This window comes from Kribbella sp. NPDC051770 (assembly GCF_040681455.1).
GTDB lineage: Bacteria > Actinomycetota > Actinomycetes > Propionibacteriales > Kribbellaceae > Kribbella.
Window position 1 is genome coordinate 42766 of the sequence record NZ_JBFAYT010000001.1, and the last position, 18017, is coordinate 60782.

Below are 18017 nucleotides of genomic sequence, written 5' to 3' on the forward strand. Positions count from 1 at the left end.
CGGCGACGACACCCCGTAGTACCGCTAGGTTTGGACCGAGGGGATACACCCGATGGAGGTGAGCGTGACCGACATGCTGCCGGAGCAGCACCACGGACTGACGAAGAGTGACCCGCTGTGGTTCAAGCGGGCCGTCTTCTACGAAGTCCTCGTGCGGTCATTCAAGGACTCGAACGCCGACGGAATCGGCGACCTGCAAGGCCTGACCGAGAAACTCGACTATCTCGAGTGGCTCGGCGTGGACTGTCTGTGGTTACCGCCGTTCTACCCCTCACCTCTGCGTGACGGCGGCTACGACATCTCCGACTACACCAACGTGATGCCCGAGGTCGGCACGATCGCCGACTTCGCCGCGTTCATGGACGCCTGCCACGCCCGTGGCATGCGCGTCATCGTCGACTTCGTGATGAACCACACCTCGGACCAGCACCCCTGGTTCCAGGCGTCGCGCACCGATCCCGACGGCCCGTACGGCGACTTCTACGTCTGGTCCGACAACGACGAGGCCTACTCCGACGCCCGGATCATCTTCGTCGACTCCGAGACCTCGAACTGGACCTGGGACCCGGTCCGCCAGCAGTACTTCTGGCACCGGTTCTACTCCAGCCAGCCCGACCTCAACTTCGAGAACCCGGCCGTCGGGGACGCGATGATCGAGGCGCTGAAGTTCTGGCTCGACCTCGGCATCGACGGTTTCCGGCTGGACGCGGTGCCGTACCTGTTCGAGGAGGAGGGCACCAACTGCGAGAACCTCCCGCGGACGCACGAGTTCCTCAAGCGGGTCCGCAAGGAGGTGGACGCGAACTACACCGACCGCGTCCTGCTCTGCGAGGCCAACCAGTGGCCGGCCGACGTGGTCGACTACTTCGGCGACCGCGAGGGTGGCGGCGACGAGTGCCAGATGGCCTTCCACTTCCCGGTGATGCCGCGGATCTTCATGGGCGTACGCCGCGAGTCGCGGTTCCCGATCTCGGAGATCCTGGCCCAGACCCCGCAGATCCCCGACACCTGTCAGTGGGGCATCTTCCTGCGCAACCACGACGAGCTCACGCTCGAGATGGTCAGCGACGAGGAGCGCGACTACATGTGGGGCGAGTACGCCCAGGACCCGCGGATGAAGGCCAACATCGGCATCCGGAGAAGGCTCGCGCCGTTGCTCGACAACGACGTGAACCGGATGGAGCTGTTCACCGCGATGCTGCTGTCGCTGCCCGGGTCGCCGATCCTGTACTACGGCGACGAGATCGGCATGGGCGACAACATCTGGCTCGGTGACCGCGACGGCGTCCGGACCCCGATGCAGTGGTCCCCGGACCGCAACGCGTCGTTCTCGACCGCGACCCCGGGCAAGCTGAGCCTGCCGGTGATCATGGACCCGGTCTACGGGTACCAGGCGGTCAACGTCGAGGCCGAGATGGAGAACGCCTCGTCGCTGCTGCACTGGACCCGGCGGATGATCCAGACCCGCAAGCAGCACCCGTGTTTCGGCATGGGTACCTTCACGGATCTGGGCGGTTCGAACCCGAGCGTGCTCTCGTACATCCGGGAGTTCGGCGACGACGTCGTCCTGTGCGTGAACAACCTGTCGCGGTTCCCGCAGCCGATCGAGCTGGACCTGCGGCAGTACCAAGGCGTCGAGCCGGTGGAGCTGCTCGGCGGCGTGCACTTCCCGACCATCGGTGAGCTGCCGTACCTGCTCACCCTCGGCGCGCACGGCTTCTACTGGTTCCGGCTGCCGGTGAACAAGTCGGCCGATCGTGAGGAGAGCTCTTCGTGACTTCCCATCTGGACCAGGTCCAGTCCTTCTGCACCCACCAGCGATGGTTCGGTGAGAAAGGACATGACGTCGACGTCGAAGCGATGGCCACCAGTGCGTGGCTGTCGGAGGACGGCGTCTGGCCCGCGGTCCGGATCGGGTTCGTCTACTGTGCGGGCCCGCCCGGGGCGGAGAACGCCATCCGGGTGTACCAGTTGCCGCTCAGCTACCGCACCGCACCGGTCGACAACCTCGGCCACGCGCTGATCGGCGACTGGTCCGAGCCCGACCTGGGGGACACCCGGGTCTGGGTGTACGACGCCCTGCACGACAAGGAGGCCACGCCGTACTGGCTGGACGCGCTCACCCACGGGCGTCGGCTGGACGGTCTGGAGTTCCATCCGGTGCACGCACCGGAGCGCACGCTCGTCGTACCGGACGACGCCCAGTCGCTGGTGCTGACGGTCGAGCAGAGCAACACGTCGCTGGTCTTCGGCGACACCGCCCTGCTGAAGGTGTTCCGCCGGCTCGAGCCCGGGAGCAATCCCGGGGTCGAGATCGAGTCGGCGCTCACCGAGGCGGGCTCCGAGCTGGTGCCCGAGGTGCTCGGGTCGGCGCGTGGCTCCTGGCCGCGCGCCGGCGGCGGCACCGATTCGGGCGACCTGGCGATGATGACGGCGTTCGAGAAGAACTCGACCGACGGCTGGTCGTACGCGACGACGTCGGTCCGGGACCTGTACGCCGAGGCCGACCTGCACGCCGAGGAGGTCGGCGGCGACTTCGCCGGGGAGTCGCACCGGCTCGGCGCCGCGACCGCCGAGGTGCACTCGGAGCTGGCCAAGGCGCTCGGCGCCGACGTCTGGGCGCCGGAGCAGATGGTCGAGCACGCCGCCGCGATGCAGCGCCGGCTGGACAAGGCCGCCGCGGCGATCCCGGAGCTCGCGCCGTACGCCGAGGGCCTCGGCCGCGCGTTCACCGCGCTCGCGGAGATCGGCGAGCCGGTGCCGGTGCAGCGGATCCACGGCGACTTCCACCTGGGTCAGGTGCTGCGCACGATCGAGGGCTGGAAGCTGATCGACTTCGAGGGCGAGCCGGCCAAGTCGCTGATCGAGCGGCGCGCGCTGGACACCCCGATCAAGGACATCGCCGGGATGCTGCGCTCCTTCGACTACGCGGCGCGCTCGCTGCTGGCCGACCACCAGGGCGACCAGCAGATCGCGTACCGGGCCGCCGAATGGGCGAACCGGAACCGCCGCGCCTTCTGCGACGGCTACGCCGAGGTCGCCGGTACCGATCCGCGCGACCAGGGTGTGCTGCTGAGCGCGTTCCTGGCCGACAAGGTGATCTACGAGACGATGTACGAGGCGCGCAACCGCCCGACCTGGCTGCCGATCCCGCTGGCGGCTGCCGCTCAGTTGAGCACGACGGAGTCCGCCGACCACGACTGAGGTCGTCGCGGGTGGAGTTTTGTCATACTTCTCCCTATGCCGTCTCAGCCGCAGCTGGAGGTCCTGGTTCTCGGGCCTCTAGCCGTGCGGCTGAACGGTGTCCCGCTCGCGGTCGACCGGCCGCTCGAACGAGCGCTGCTGGTCCGGCTGGCGCTGGCCGGAGGGCTGCCGGTTCCTGATCAACGGCTCGCGGTCGACCTGTGGGGCGACGTCGATCTGGCGCGTCCGACCGAGCGGTTGCGGGTGCTCGCTTCGCGGTTGCGCGCCGCGCTCGGTACGCCGGACGTGCTGACGCGGGCCTCCAACGGGTACGCGTTGTCGGCCGAGATGACGGACCTGACGGCCGCGCGATCGCTCGCCAAGAACCTGTACGCCGCGGCACGCGCCGGCGATCACGCCGCGGTCAGTGCGCTCGGGCGGGAGGCGCTCGGGCTGTGGCGCGGTGCTTCGCTCGCCGATCTGCGGACCGTCCCGTACGCCGCGACCGAGGCGGAGCAGCTCGACAGCTGGCGGCTGGACTTGCAGGTCGAGCGGCTGGAGGCCGACCTGGCGTTGGGTGGTGCGACCGAAGCCGGCCGCGAACTGGAGTCACTGGCCGCTGAGCATCCGCTGCACGAGCGCTTGTGGTGCTTGCTCGCGCTGGCGCTCTACCGGACGGGACGCCAGGCCGACGCGCTCGCCCGGCTGGCGCAACTCCGTGGGCGGCTGGCGAGCGAGCTGGGTGTGGACCCGGCGTCCGGCACCAGCGAGATGGAACTGCGCCTGCTGCGGCAGGACCCCGGACTGCTGCTCCCTGAGAGCGACTCGGACCTGGGTGAGCTCAGCGGCCGCGGCGAGTCCGGCACTCCCCCACCGCCGCAGGCACCCGACTGGCTTCCGTTGCCCATGACAACCTTCGTCGGTCGCCAGGCGACCCTGGCCGACCTGATCCGCCAGCTCGGCCGCCCCGGCCTGGTCACGCTCACCGGCTCCGCCGGCAGCGGCAAGTCGCGGCTGGCCTTCGAGGCGGTCCGGGCCGTGGCCGCGACCGGTCGCCCGGTCCGCCTCGTCCCCCTCCGCGCGATCACCTCGGCCGAGCTCGACCCGCTGGCCGACGGGCTCGACGACCACGTGCTCGTGCTCGACGACGCGGAGCACCTCTTGGAGCCGGTCGCCAAAGCGGTCTCCGGGCTGCTCGCCCGCACCACGCTCACCGTCCTCGTCACCTCCCGCGAACCGCTGCGGCTGGACGAGGAAGAGACCCAGCAGCTGGAACCGCTCGACGCCTTCGCCGCGGCGCGCTTGTTCACCGAGCGCTGCGCCGCCGACGCCCAGCAGGCCGATCCGGATCTGGTCGCAGCGATCTGTACGGCGGCCGGCGGGATGCCGCTCGGCATCGAGCTGGCGGCCGGCCTGACCCGCACGGTCCCGGTCGGCGAGGTCGCGGCGTACATGCGCGAGCGCAACGGGCTGCACGCCGTACTGGACCGGTCGTTGCAGTTGCTGGACACCGTGGAACGGGAGGTCCTGCTCCTGGTCGCGTCCTTCGCCGACGGGTTCACGCTCGAAGCGGCCGAGCAGGCCGCCGCCGACCCGCGCGACGTCGCACCCGCGCTCACCGAGCTCGCCGACCGGAACCTGCTGCTGGTCGAGGCCGTCGGTGGACGCCGGTTCCGGATGCCCGGCGCCGTCCGCGACCACCTGCCGTCACGCTAGGACTTTGTGTACGTCCCCGGCGGACGGGTACGGGATGCGGGAATCGAAGAGTCCATCGGGCAGGATTGGGTGCATGGGATCGAACGAGCGCGACGAGCACGATGCCGAGGTGCGGACGCCGCTGTCGGAGGCGATGACCGAACCGGTCGGAAAGCCTCAGGAACAGGCGGTTGCGACCACGTCCGGGCAGGTCGTGCCCGCGGCGGCGGCGCCGAACGGGTCGCAGCGGGTCGACGTCGACCGCGCGGTGCTCGAGCGACTGGTCTCCGGGACCTACCACGATCCGCACCAGGTGCTCGGACCGCACCTGGGCGACGGCTCGGTGACGCTGCGGGTGCTGCGGCCGTTCGCGGCGACGGTGACCGCGCTGTTCGAGGACCAGCGAGTAGAGCTGGAGCACGAGTTCGAGGGCGTCTGGGTCGGCGTGCTGGACGTCGAGAAGGTGCCCGACTACCGGCTCGAGGTCTCCTACACCGACGGCCCGGCGCTCGAGGTCGACGACCCCTACCGCTACCTTCCCTCGCTCGGCGAGATGGACCTGCACCTGATCGGCGAGGGCCGGCACGAGCAGCTCTGGTCCGTGCTCGGCGCGCACGTCCGCCGGTACGACGGCCCGGGCGGCACCGTGACCGGGACGTCGTTCGCGGTCTGGGCGCCGAACGCCCAGGGCATCCGGCTGACCGCCGACTTCAACTTCTGGGACGGCCGCGCGCACCCGATGCGCACGATGGGCTCCAGCGGCGTCTGGGAGCTGTTCGTCCCCGGCGTCGGCCCGGGCACCCGGTACAAGTTCGACATCTGCGGCCGCGACGGCGTCTGGCGGCAGAAGGCCGACCCGATGGCGAACCTGGCCGAGGTCCCGCCGGCCAACGCGTCGGTCGTGCACGAGACGACGTACGAGTGGAAGGACGCGGACTGGCTCGAGCGGCGCGCGGCCGCGCAGGCCTACGCCGAGCCGATGAGCGTGTACGAGGTGCACCTCGGCTCGTGGCGCAAGGGCCGGAGCTACCGCGAGCTGGCCGACGAGCTCGTTGCCTACGTCAACGAGATGGGCTTCACCCACGTCGAGTTCATGCCGGTGATGGAGCACCCGTTCGGCGGCTCCTGGGGCTACCAGGTCACGTCGTACTTCGCGCCGACGTCGCGCTTCGGCGACCCCGACGACTTCCGCTTCCTGGTCGACGCGCTGCACCAGGCCGGGATCGGCGTCCTGGTCGACTGGGTGCCGGCGCACTTCCCCAAGGACGCCTGGGCGTTGGCCCGCTTCGACGGGACGCCCCTGTACGAGCACCCGGACCCGCGCCGCGGCGAGCAGCCCGACTGGGGCACGCTGGTCTTCGACTTCGGCCGCCCGCAGGTGCGCAACTTCCTGGTCGCGAACGCGCTCTACTGGGCCGAGGAGTTCCACATCGACGGCCTGCGCGTCGACGCGGTCGCCTCGATGCTCTACCTGGACTACTCACGGCAAGAGGGCCAGTGGGTCCCGAACCAGTACGGCGGCCGCGAGAACCTGGAGGCCGTCTCGTTCCTGCAGGAGATGAACGCGACGCTCTACAAGCGCGTCCCCGGCGTGATCACGGTCGCCGAGGAGTCGACGTCGTGGCCAGGCGTCACCCGCGCGACGCACCTGGGCGGGCTCGGCTTCGGCTTCAAGTGGAACATGGGCTGGATGAACGACTCGCTGCGCTACCTGGAGCACGAGCCGATCCACCGCCAGTACCACCACCACGAGCTGACGTTCTCGATGATGTACGCCTACTCGGAGAACTTCGTGCTCCCGCTGTCGCACGACGAGGTCGTGCACGGCAAGGGTTCGCTGCTGCGCAAGATGCCCGGCGACCGCTGGCAGCAGCTGGCGAACCTGCGCGCCTACCTGGCGATGATGTGGGCGCACCCCGGCAAGCAGCTGCTGTTCATGGGCGGCGAGTTCGGCCAGGAGTCGGAGTGGTCGGAGAAGGGCGAGCTCGACTGGTGGCTTCTCGACCACGCCGACCACCAGGGCCTGCGGCAGCTGGTGAAGGACCTGAACACGTCGTACAAGGACCTGAAGGCGCTCTGGGCCAACGACCACGTCCCCGAGCGGTTCAGCTGGATCGACGCCAACGACGCCGGTAACAACACCTTCTCGTTCGTCCGCTTCGGCGGCGACGACGAGGCCACCGTCGCCTGCGTGGTCAACTTCTCCGCCGTCCCCCACCACGGCTACCGCCTCGGCCTCCCCTACGAGGGCCAGTGGCAGGAGATCCTCAACACCGACGCCGAAACCTACGGCGGTTCCGGCGTCGGCAACTTCGGCGGCGTCACCGCCAACGGCACCCCCTGGCACGGCATGGCCAGCAGCGCGGAGGTCTCGGTCCCGCCGCTGGCCGCGGTGTGGTTCCGGTACGACGGTTAGCCGACCCTGAGCGAGAAGACACCCGAGTACGCCGGTTCGACGGGCAGTCCGGTCGCGGTGGAGGTCCCGGGGATCCACCAGCGGAACTGGTAGGTCCCGCGGACGTTCCACGCGAAGGCGACCAGCCCGCGGCCGGCGTACAGGGATTTGTAGGTGAGGCCCTGCCAGGCGCCGGACGCGTTCTTGAACTGGAGGGCGGCGCGCTGGGTTCCGGCCGGGTCGACCCACAGGTAGGCCTGCGACTTGGTGCCGAGGGCAACCACCGGCTGGATGAACTTGGCCGACACGACCCGGGTGAAGGTGCGGACTCTCCGGGCCGGGCTGACCGCGGGTTGCATCGTCGTGGTGCCGCCGACTGTCACCCGGTACTCGCGGGTGCCGGGGGTGCGCAGCGAGAACTTGTAGTTGCCTGCCGCATCGGTCTTGCCGGGTCCGACGACGTACCAGCTCCCGCCGGCCGAGTCGCGCGCCTGCAGCGTGACGGCGATGCCGGCCCGGACTCCGTCCTCGGTGTCGAGGCAGATCGCTGGGATGTCACCGGGCGGCTTCGGGTTCTCGTAGATCCTGCGCGCGGCGACCTGTCCGCTGAGGACGGTGGCCGTACCGTACGCCGCCGCGCTCGGCGCGTTCAGTGTGATGGTGCTGCTGCCGATCCGCCGCCAGTCGAGCGTGCTGGCCCCCCACTCGTTGACGGACCTGACCATGATCTCCATCGCCCGCTGCTTGCCCACCACACCGGTTGGCGCCGTGCTGGTCGGTGTGTACTCGATCCGGCACCGGTCGTACGTCCACGGCTGCTCCCCGGTCAACAGCCGCAGCCCGTACTTCGTCGGCTCGCCGGTGTCGAGCGGATCGTTCGGGGTCGAGTCGACCGTCGGGTCCGGCGGGACCGACCAGACCAGATCGCCGTTCGGCCGGAACCTGTACGCCGGGGCGACCGGGCCGCGCACGTAACGGTCGAACGGCGCCGAGCGGGCGATGTCGCCGGACGGTTCGGAGACCACGATCCGCGCGGCGGTGCCGCCGGCCGGCGACGGCTCCAGCGCAGACCGCTCGACGACGAGCTCGTTGGGCTGGGCGGCGGAACGGCTGCCGAGCAGCAGGTCATCTGCGCCCGGGCGTTCGAGCAGGACGGTGTTGGGGGCGGGAGTGCTCTCGCTCCAGCTGATCCGGATCTGGCCCTCGGCGGTCCAGGCGAGCTGGACGTCGGCGGCCAGCACGGACGGCGGGGCGGTGAGCGTGGCGGAGAGCAACAGCAGTGAGGTCAGCATCAGGAGGACCTACCGAACCGTGAGGGTGAAGACGGGACTGTGGACCGGATCGACCTTCAGACCCGTCGTCGTGCCAGGGACCCACCAGCGGAACTGGTAGGTCCCGCGGACGTTCCACGCGAAGGAGACCAGCCCGCGACCGGCGTACAGGGTCTTGTAGGTGAGGCCCTGCCAAGCGCCCGCAGCGTTCTTGAACTGCAGGGCGGCCCGCTGGGTCCCGGCCGGGTCGGCCCAGAGGTAGGCCTGCGGCTTGGTGCCGAGGGCAACCACCGGCTGGATGAACTTGGCCGACACGACCCGAGTCGTGGTGCGGACCGAACGGACCGGAGACATCGCCTCGAAGTCGACGAAGCTCGTGTACTGCACCTCGGGCCGGTGCAGCCGGAACTCCCGGGCGCCGCGGTTGACCAGGTTGGCGGTGACGCTCCCGTCGCCGCGCGGCTGCTGCAGCGTGCCGACCAGGTACCACGGGCTCGTGCTCGAGTCGCGTGCCTCCAGGCGCGAGCCCGTCAACGGATCGTTGGCGATGTTGCAGGTTCCGGAGCTCGGCCAGAAGGTGATCCGCTTGTGCATCGCCAGGCCGGTCAGCAGCAGCGGCGCGCCGTACGGCGTACTGGTGGGGGCGTTGAGAGACAGCGTCGCCGTCGTCACCGGCAGGCTGTACCCGTACCGGCCGTTCGGTCTCCACTCGTTGACGGCTCGGACGACCAGCGCCCCCGCCTGGTCGGCCCGCGTCGCCGGACCAGCGGTCTCGGTGGTGGTCGCCCCCGAGATCGCGCCGCAACCGCCGAGGACCCGGGGCTCCTGGTCGACGAGCAACTGCGGCGTGTACCGGGCGAGCGGCTCGAGGTCGAGTGGGTCGTTCGGTGTGGTGTCGCGCGGCACGAACCCAGCCGACCAGATCCAGCTCCCGTCGGCCGCGAAGCCGAGCGAGGGCTCGACGGCCGGCAGGAAACGGTCGAACGCCGGCGAGGCAACCTCGGCCCCGCCGGCGCCGGTGACGACGACGCGACCTTCGTCGTACCGGTCCTGCACGCCGAGGTGGGACGTGTTGATCACCACCTCGTTCGGCTCCCCGGCGCCCGTGAACCCCAGATCGAGCTGCTGCTCCGCACTCTCGAAGCGCAGCGTGTTGGCGACCGGTGCCGGCTCGGTCCAGGTGATCCGGATCTTGCTGTGGGTGGAGTCGGTCCAGGCGAGGGTCACTTCGTCGACGGACGTGGCCGCCGCCGCGGGAAATGCGTTCGCGACGGCCGCCAGTCCCAGTACGGTGGCGAGAAGACCTTGCAGCATACGAGCCCCCAGTAGTCGTCTACCTGACTCGATGCGCTTCCTCGCCGAAAGGTTGCTGCTGTGTTCCTCGGCGGACGAAGTTGCAGGCGGGGCCGGGGGATTGAGGGCACCGCCTGCAACGATTTCGGGTCAGCGGACAGTGAGCGTGAACACTCCGCTGTAGGTGGCGTCGGCGGTGGTCGTGGCGGGGATCCACCAGCGGAACTGGGTGGCGCCGCGCTTGTTCCACGGGAAGGCCAGGAGGCCTCGGCCGGCGTACAGGGTCTTGTAGGAGACGCCCTGCCAGGCGCCGGACGCGTTCTTGAACTGCAGGGCGGCCTTCTGGGTGCCTGCGGGGTCGACCCAGAGGTAGGCCTGGGGCTGGGTGCCCAGGTTGATCACCGGGTTGATGAACTTCGCGGAGACCACGCGGGTGGTGGCCCGGACCGCCTTGCTGTCGCCGGTGCCGCCGTACCAGGCGGTCTCGCCGGCGGTGGTGTTGAGGCGGATCACCCGGTACTCGCGGTGGCCCGGGTTGGTCAGCACTGCGGTGTACTTGCCCTGGGCATCGGTCTTGGTGGAGCCGGCGGTGGTCCAGGCGGCGGTCGGCGAGGTGCGCTGCTGGATGACCACCGTCTGGTTCGACAGCGGCAGCAGCTCCTCGTTGCAGGTCGGCGGGCGGCCGGACTCGAACAGGGTCGCGCCGGTCAGGACGCCGGTCAGCGTGGTCTTCTCGCCGAGCTTCGTCGCGGCCGGGCCGGTCATCGTGATGCTCTTGGTGGCGCCGACGTTGATGAACGGCCCCGGCTGGGCACCCCACTCGTTGTCGACGATCATCCACAGGTTGTAGACGTGGCCCGGGTTCGGCACCGTGCCCGTCGGGGTGGTGGTCTGCGGCAGGTTGACCCCGTCGCAGCCCGGGACGCTCGGGTCGTCGGTCTGCTCCCGCCGCTGCGGCGCGTAGCTGTAGACCTTCGGCAGGTCGAGCGGGTCGTCCGGCGTACCGTCGACCGAGGTGTCCGGCCCGGCCGTCCAGCGCAGCGAACCGTTGGGCTCGAAGGAGGTCGTGGTCGGGTAGCCGCCGTAGTTGAACCGGTCGAAGTACGCCGTCCGCCCGGCCGTCCCGGAGCCGTCGCTGACCTCGATGAACACCTTGTCGTTCGGGTCGCCGCTGACCCCCAGGTCCGCCGAGTCGACGATGTACTCATTCGGCTGCCCGGCTGTCGTGTGCCCGAACTCGTTGCCGCCCTCGTTCGCGTCGGTGCGCAGCACGATCGTGTTGGCCGCCGGCGCCGACTCGTTCCAGGTGATCCTGAGGTTCGTGTGCTCGGAGTTCACCCAGGCCACCTGCACGTTCGTGACCGCGCCGGCCCGCGCCGGCACGGCCGACGCCGCCTGCCCGCCCAGCCCGGTGACCAGCACCGCCGCCCCGGCGAGCGCGATCGATCTCTTCAGCATGCTCGTCCTCTCTCTGTACCAGGCACGATGCACGGCCGGGGCGGAAAGTTGCGGGTTCATCGGACGGTCAGCGTGAAGGTGCTGCTGTACGTCGCATCGGCCGCTGTGGTCGCCGGAACCCACCAGCGGAACTGGGTCGTGCCCCGCTTGTTCCACGGGAAGGCGAGGAGGCCGCGGCCGGCGTACAGGGTCTTGTACGCGACGCCCTGCCACGCACCGCTCGCGTTCTTGAACTGCAGCGCGGCCTTCTGCGTGCCCGCGGGGTCGACCCAAAGGTAGGCCTGCGGTTGGGTGCCCAGGGTGACCACCGGCTGGATGAACTTCGCCGACACCACGCGCGTCGTCGCGCGAACGGACTTGCTGCCACCGACCAGACCGAACGACGCTCCCTGGTCGTGGACCGTGTTGAGCCGGATCACCCGGTACTCACGGTGGCCCGGGTTCTTGACGACGGCGGTGTACTTCCCGCCGGTACCGGTCCTGGTGGTCCCGACCGTGGTCCACGGCGCGGCCGGTGACGTGCGTTGCTGGACGACCACCGGTGCGTTCGACACCGCTTCGGTGTACTCCTGGCAGGCCGGCGGGTGGCCCGACTCGTACAGGTACGACCCGGTCATCACACCGGTCAGCGTCGTGGTCGCGCCGTACGGCGTCGCGGCCGGCCCAGCGACCGTGAGGCTCTTCGTGACCCCGACCGGAAGGTAGCTGTACTGCGCGAGGCCCCACTCGTTGACGACGTCGACGAACAGGTCGAACCCCTCCCCCGGATTCGGCGCCGTGCCGGTCGGGGAGGTGGTTCTCGGCAGGCCGAGGTCCACACAGTCGTAGCTGCTGCTCGGGTTGTTGTCGACCAGCTGCCGCGGCGCGTAGGTGTAGGCCTTCGGCAGGTCGAGCGGGTCGTCCGGCGTACCGTCGACGGAGGTGTCGGGCGCCATCGTCCATCGCAGCCTGCCGTCGGCGGTGAACGAGAGCTCCGTCGGTCCCCCGCCGTAGTTGAACCGGTCGAAGTCCACCGACCGGCCCTTCGCTCCGGAGGCGTCCGTGACTTCGATCCAGACCTTGTCGTTCGGATCGCGGCTGTTGAAGATGCTGTCGGACTTCACCAGGAACTGGTTCGGCTGGGCCGCCGTGGTCGTCTCCAGCCCGACCCCACCGCCGCCGAGCGTCAGGGTGTTCGCCGAGGGCGTGGTCTCGGTCCAAGTGATCTTGATGGTGTCGTGCTGCGCGTCAGCCCAGGCGATCGTGACCGGCCCGACCGCGGCCGGCGTCGCGGGCGCCGGCAGAGCCTGGGTCGACAGCAGGAGCGTGAGAGCCAGCGTTCGTTTCAGCATGTGGTGATCCCCCGAGACTCAACGGACGGTGAGAGAGAAGGTGCTGCTGTACGCCGCGTCGACCCCCGGCGAGGCGGGCACGACCCAGCGGAACTGGGTGACGCCGCGCTTGTTCCACGGGAAGGTGAGCAGCCCGCGACCGGCGTACAAGGTCTTGTAGCTGACGCCCTGCCAAGCGCCCGACGCGTTCTTGAACTGGAGTGCGGCCTTCTGCGAGCCGGCAGGGTCGACCCAGAGATAGGCCTGCGGCTGGGTCCCCAGGTTGACCGTCGGCTGGATGAACTTGGCCGACACCACCCGCGTGGTCGAACGAACCGCGACGGTCTGGCTGTCGGCGCCGAAGCGCGGGGCGATGCCCTCAGCAGCCCCGCTGGCGACGACCACGCGGTACTCCCGGTAGCCGGGATTGCGGAACACCGCCTGGTAGTTGCCGTCGGCACCGGTCTTGGTCGTGCCGACGGCGGTCCAGGGCGCGGCTGCGGACGGACGCTGGTGGACGAAGAGCGTCGTACCGTAGGCCTCGTAGCGGTGCTCGTCGCAGGTCGGCGGGCTCCCGCTGATCACCATGCCGCGCTGGTCGACGTGCCCGGTCAGGGTCGTCGTCCCGCCGTACGGCGTCGCGCCCGGGGCGGTGACCTGCACGTCGGCGATCGTGCCCACGTCCTCACGGCCGCCGCGTGAAACACCCCACTCGTTCTTCGGCGCCACCTCGAGCGTGAAGGGGTGTCCGGAGTTCGGCAGCACACCCGTGCGCGCCGGACTGGTGGTCGTGGTCTCGGCGCAGAACGAGCTCCACCACTCGTCAGGATCCGGGTCGAACCCCTGCGTGACCAGGTAGCTGGTCGTGCCCGGCAGGTCCAGCGGATCGTTCGGCGTACTGTCGGTGGCGGTGTCGGCCGGCAGCGTCCAGCGGAGTTGGTTGTACGCCGGGAACGACGTGGTCAACGTCTGGAACCCTGGCTCGTAGACGTAACTGTCGAAGGCGACCGACTCAGCGCTGGTCCCGTCCGAGCCCGCGACCTTGACCCGGTGACTCGTTCCCGCCACCGTCCGCGGGAACGAGGTAGCCGCGACGACGAGCTCGTTGGCCTGCGCGGCAGTCGTCGTACCGAGTGCCGTCGACCCCACCGTCACGGTGTTCGCGACCGGCGTCGTCTCGGTCCAGGTGATCCGGACCTTGGTGTGGGTCGCGTCGGACCAGGCGATCGTGACCGGTCCGATCCCCGTCCCGGCGGCGTCCGCTGGGGCGGGTACGGCGACCGGTGCGGTCAGCAGCAGCGCGAGGCCGAGCGTTCGTTTCAGCATGTGTCCCCCAGGGTGGTCTCACCAAGCACGATGCGGGCCGCGGCCGAAAGGTTCAGCGAACGGTGAGCGTGAAGATCTCGCTGTACGTCGCGTCGGCGGTCGCCGTCGCCGGGACCCACCAGCGGAACTGGGTCGCGCCGCGCTTGTTCCACGGGAAGGCGACCAGCCCGCGGCCGGCGTACAGGGTCTTGTACGTCAGCCCCTGCCACGCACCCGAAGCGTTCTTGAACTGCAGCGCCGCCTGCTGCGAACCCGCCGGGTCGACCCACAGGTACGCCTGCGGCTGGGTGCCGAGGTCGACGACCGGCTGGATGAACTTCGCCGACACCACCCGCGTCGTGGCGCGGACCGCCTTGGTGGCGCTGTCGCCGCCGAACAGCGTGTGGCCGGCGACGGCCTGACCGGCAACGACCACGCGGTACTCACGGTGCCCGGGGTTCCGGAAGGTCGCCGAGTACCTACCGGTGTTGTCGGTCCTGGTGCTGCCGACCACGGTCCACGGCGCCGTCGGCGATGTGCGCTGATGGACGATGACGGGCGTGAGCGCCGCCGCGTTCTCGTACGCCGTGCAGCTCGGCGGGCGCCCACTCACGTCCAGGCCGCTGACCTTCACCTGTCCGGTCAGGGTGGTGCTTCCGCCCAGCGGCGAGGTGGCGGGCGCCGCGATCGTGACGCCGCTGGTGAGGTCGATCAGATCCCAGGTGCCGTACGTCGAGGAACCCCACTCGTTCTGGGCGTGGATCGAGAGCGAGATCGGCGTGCTCGGCCGGGCGAGCTGACCGTTCGGGACCGGGCTGGTCGTGGTCGGGAGCGGCGTGCACTCCGCGTCGTAGTGCTCCGGGTCGTCGAAGCGCGTCTCGACCCGGTAGGTGTAGTTCGCGGGCACGTCGAGCGGGTCGTTCGGCGTACCGTCGACGCTGGTGTCGCCCGGCAGGGACCACGCCAGGCGGTCGTACGACGGGAAGCTCAGCGCCGCCTGCTGAGGCGCGTAGACGTAGGCGTCGAAGTCGACCGATCGCGCCGTGACACCACCCGGGCCGCTGACGGTGACGTAGTGCTTGCCGTCGGCATTCGTCTGCGGGAAGCGGTCGACCGGCACCAGGACCTCGTCGGGCTGGGCCGCGGTCGTCGTGCCGATCGGGTTGTCGATCCAGGTCGCCAGGTCGACGGTGTTGGCGACCGGGGTGGATTCGGTCCAGGTGATCCGGACCTTGGTGTGGGTGGCGTCGGACCAGGCGATCTTCACGTCGCTGACCGGTGCCGCGGCGGAAGCTGTCGTGGGGAGCATCCAGGAGGCCGCGAGCAGGACGGCAGCGGTGGGGAGGGTTCTGTTCACCTCCTGCTCGATGCATCGGAGGCCGATGAAGTTGCGTCGGGTACCGTTCCGGACGTGACTGGTGTGCCGCCGCAACCGACGCTGACCGACGGGGACCTGACGCTGCGGCCGTGGCGCGAGGAGGACATCGACGTCGCGCACGGCCTGGCCGACGACCAGATGGTCCGCTGGTTCGACCTCGCCGGGACGCCGCCGCGGTCCGAGCTGGCCGACGCGGTCGAGGCGTCCCGCCGGGCGTACGCCGACGACCGGTCGGTGGTCAGCTTCGTGGTCGAGCTCGCGGGTGAGCGCGGCCCGGTCGGCACCGTCGAGGTCCGGCGGGTCTCGCCGGGGGTCGGCGCGGTCACCTGGACGACGTACAAGCCGTACCGCGGGCGGCAGGTCGCGCGCCGCGCGGTCCGGGTGCTGGTGGTCTACGCGTTCGGCGAGCTCGGGCTGGACCGGCTGCAGGTGCAGGTCGACCCGGAGAACCGGGCCGCGGCGCGGGTCGCGATCCGGTCCGGTTTCCGGCGCGAGGGGCTGCTGCGCGGCGGCGGCGTACTGCAGGGTGAGCGGCGGGACGTCGCCGTCTACGGGTTGCGTCGCGACGACCCGCGGGCGGACACGCTGTCGGGCTGGACCGCGCTGATGGACTCGGTGCTGCCGAAGAAGCGGGTCATCGCGCACGTCGTCGTCCGCGATCCGGCCGGGCGGGTGCTGCTGTGCAAGGTGAGCTACAAGAAGGACCTCGAGCTGCCCGGCGGCGTCGTCGAGCCCGACGAGGACCCGCTGACCGGCGCCCGGCGCGAGATGGAGGAGGAGCTCGGGACCGCGCTGCCGGTGCACGGGGTGCTCGCGATCGATTGGCTGCCGCGCTGGGAGGGCTGGGGTGACGCGATCGAGATCCTGTACGACGGCGGGGTGGTCGACGCTTCGCTGATCTCTTCACTGCAGCCTGACGGTTTCGAGATCCTCGGGCTGGACTGGTACGCCGCCGAGGAGCTGGCCGGGCTGGTGTCGCCGCTCAACGCGCGCCGGCTGCCGGTGCTGCTGGCGGAGCCGAACCGGCTGCACAACCTGCGCGACGGTACGGCGTACTGATCAACGCGCGGCTCACTTCACCATGCGCAGGCAGAGGGGGTAGCGGTAGTCACGCCCGTCCGAGGCGGCCATCGTGGCGCGGATGATCACGACCACGGCGGCGACGGCGCCGATCGCGACGATCGGCAGCACGATCAGGACGCCGAGCCCGAAGGTGATCAGGATCAGGATCCCGGCGACGACGCCGTAGATCAGCAGCGAGAGCTGGAAGTTCAGCGACTCGACCGCGTGCCGGCGGACCACTTCCGAGCGGTACCGGAAGATCAGCCAGATCACCAGCGGGCAGAGGAACCCCATCGCGAACCAGGCCGCGATGAACACCCCGACGTGGGCGAGCATGCTCCACGTCTTCTCCTCCGACGGCGACAGCGGCACGCCCTGCCCCTGCGAATAGCTCATACCCCAGTCAAGCACCGGGCGGTGTGCGCGGCAACGACAGTTCGGACTTCTTCCGCAGCAGGAAGCGTTGCTCGGCGCCGTTCGCGGTCAGGGCGATCGCCGCGTCGTACGCCGTGACCGCCTCGTCGCGGCACCCCAGGCGGGCCAGCACGTCCGCGCGGGTCGCGGGCAGGTACGCGTACGCCTTCAGCGCCGACTCCTTGCCCAGGGCATCCAACTCGCCGAGCACCTCGTCCAGGTCGGCGCCCGGGACCAGACTCTGCGCCGCGGCGCGGTTCAGCGCGACGATCGGCGACGGCCAGTCGACCAGCATCGCGTCGTACATCCGTACGACCTGCACCCAGTCGGTCCGCTCCCAGCTCGCCGCCGTCACGTGCAGCCCGGCAACCGCCGCCTGCAAGGCGAACCGGCCGGGTCGCGCGCGTTGTCTGAGCGCTTTGGTCGCGCGGCTGACACCCTCGGCCAGCATCTTGATGTCCCACCGCGAGCGGTCCTGGTCGGCGAGCAGGACCAGCTCGCCGTCCTCGCTCACCCGCGCGTCACCGCGCGCCTGGGTCATCAGCAGCAGCGCGAGCAGCGCCTCCGGCTCGGGCTCGTCCGGCATCAACCGCACCAGGAGCTGCGCCAGCTCGATCGCCCGGCCGGTCAGATCGGCGCGCGTGAGCTCCGGCCCGGCCGCGACGTGACCGGCGGTGTACACGAGCTGCACGACCGTCAGTACGACGTCCAGGCGGCTCGCGAGCTCGTCGTCGGCGGGGATGCGGTACGGAATGCCGGCGGCGGCGATCTTCTTCTTGGCGCGGGTGATGCGGGCGGCCGCCGTCGCCTCGCTGATCAGCAGGCCCGCGGCGACCTCTTTCGTCGTCAGTCCGCAGATCAGGCGCAGGGTCAGCGCGACCTGCGAGTCGCGGGCCAGCGCCGGGTGACAGCAGGTGAAGACCAGCCTGAGCGGGTCGGTCGGTTGTTCGCCGGGCTCCTCGATGAGCAGCGGGAGCTTGCGCCTGAGCGTCGTCTCGCGGCGCAGCTTGTCGAGCGCGAGGCGCTTGCTGACCGTGGTCAGCCAGCCCGCGGGGTTGTCGGGGATCTGGTCGGGCCAGGTCCTCAGCGCTCTGAGGAACGCTTCCTGGGCGCAGTCCTCGGCGAGATCGAGATCCCGGGTGACGCGCACGGTCGAGGCCAGCACGACCGACCAGCACTCCCGGTGCGCTGCCTCGACCCGCTCGGCGACCACCCGAGCACTTGCTCCCACCCGACCTCCCCGCGTACGTCGT

13 protein-coding genes are annotated in these 18017 nt (G+C 70.2%); 5 read left to right on the forward strand and 8 right to left on the reverse strand.

Annotated features, from left to right (window positions below):
- Nucleotides 1-73 precede the first annotated feature (73 nt).
- The 4 genes from treS (at nucleotide 74) to glgB (ending at nucleotide 7294) form a co-directional block, all read left to right on the forward strand.
- Nucleotides 74-1777: a maltose alpha-D-glucosyltransferase gene (gene treS, locus AB0M01_RS00210; RefSeq protein WP_363666172.1), complete on the forward strand. Its 1704-nt coding sequence runs from the start codon at nucleotides 74-76 to the stop codon at nucleotides 1775-1777.
- Entirely contained in the window at nucleotides 1774-3204 is a 1431-nt protein-coding gene (locus tag AB0M01_RS00215) for an aminoglycoside phosphotransferase (protein ID WP_363664569.1), read from the forward strand. The genes treS and AB0M01_RS00215 overlap by 4 nt, the downstream gene beginning before the upstream one ends.
- A gap of 36 nt (nucleotides 3205-3240) precedes the next feature.
- Complete coding sequence (locus tag AB0M01_RS00220; protein WP_363664570.1) at nucleotides 3241-4899, forward strand: BTAD domain-containing putative transcriptional regulator; 1659 nt, start codon at nucleotides 3241-3243, stop codon at nucleotides 4897-4899.
- A 73-nt stretch (nucleotides 4900-4972) separates the two neighbouring features.
- Nucleotides 4973-7294 carry a 1,4-alpha-glucan branching protein GlgB gene (gene glgB / locus AB0M01_RS00225; protein WP_363664572.1) on the forward strand — a complete coding sequence of 774 codons (2322 nt, stop codon included), beginning with the start codon at nucleotides 4973-4975 and terminating at the stop codon, nucleotides 7292-7294.
- Here glgB and AB0M01_RS00230 read toward each other — a convergent pair.
- From AB0M01_RS00230 to AB0M01_RS00255, 6 genes are all read right to left on the reverse strand, one after another.
- Nucleotides 7291-8565 carry a hypothetical protein gene (locus AB0M01_RS00230; RefSeq protein WP_363664573.1) on the reverse strand — a complete coding sequence of 425 codons (1275 nt, stop codon included), beginning with the start codon at nucleotides 8563-8565 and terminating at the stop codon, nucleotides 7291-7293. The genes glgB and AB0M01_RS00230 overlap by 4 nt on opposite strands.
- Nucleotides 8566-8574: 9 nt before the next feature.
- The gene (locus AB0M01_RS00235; RefSeq protein WP_363664574.1) at nucleotides 8575-9858 is read right to left on the reverse strand and encodes a hypothetical protein; all 1284 of its coding nucleotides are present in this window, start codon (nucleotides 9856-9858) and stop codon (nucleotides 8575-8577) included.
- 129 nt (nucleotides 9859-9987) lie between these two features.
- Nucleotides 9988-11295, reverse strand: a complete 1308-nt coding sequence (locus AB0M01_RS00240; protein ID WP_363664575.1) for a hypothetical protein — start codon at nucleotides 11293-11295, stop codon at nucleotides 9988-9990.
- Between the two features lie 56 nt (nucleotides 11296-11351).
- A complete protein-coding gene (locus tag AB0M01_RS00245; protein ID WP_363664576.1) occupies nucleotides 11352-12626 on the reverse strand; it encodes a hypothetical protein in 1275 nt (424 codons plus the stop codon).
- Between the two features lie 18 nt (nucleotides 12627-12644).
- The gene (locus AB0M01_RS00250; RefSeq protein ID WP_363664578.1) at nucleotides 12645-13931 is read right to left on the reverse strand and encodes a hypothetical protein; all 1287 of its coding nucleotides are present in this window, start codon (nucleotides 13929-13931) and stop codon (nucleotides 12645-12647) included.
- Between the two features lie 52 nt (nucleotides 13932-13983).
- Entirely contained in the window at nucleotides 13984-15267 is a 1284-nt protein-coding gene (locus AB0M01_RS00255) for a hypothetical protein (RefSeq protein WP_363664580.1), read from the reverse strand.
- 54 nt (nucleotides 15268-15321) lie between these two features.
- On the opposite strand from AB0M01_RS00255, the gene AB0M01_RS00260 reads away from it, so the two are divergent.
- The gene (locus AB0M01_RS00260) at nucleotides 15322-16347 is read left to right on the forward strand and encodes a GNAT family N-acetyltransferase (protein WP_363664582.1); all 1026 of its coding nucleotides are present in this window, start codon (nucleotides 15322-15324) and stop codon (nucleotides 16345-16347) included.
- 12 nt (nucleotides 16348-16359) lie between these two features.
- Here the strand turns inward: AB0M01_RS00260 and AB0M01_RS00265 are convergent, their stop codons facing one another.
- Both AB0M01_RS00265 and AB0M01_RS00270 read right to left on the reverse strand, forming a co-directional pair.
- A complete protein-coding gene (locus tag AB0M01_RS00265; protein ID WP_363664583.1) occupies nucleotides 16360-16746 on the reverse strand; it encodes a DUF4870 domain-containing protein in 387 nt (128 codons plus the stop codon).
- 7 nt (nucleotides 16747-16753) lie between these two features.
- Nucleotides 16754-17995: a DUF6596 domain-containing protein gene (locus AB0M01_RS00270; RefSeq protein ID WP_363664585.1), complete on the reverse strand. Its 1242-nt coding sequence runs from the start codon at nucleotides 17993-17995 to the stop codon at nucleotides 16754-16756.
- Between the last annotated feature and the right edge of the window lie 22 nt (nucleotides 17996-18017).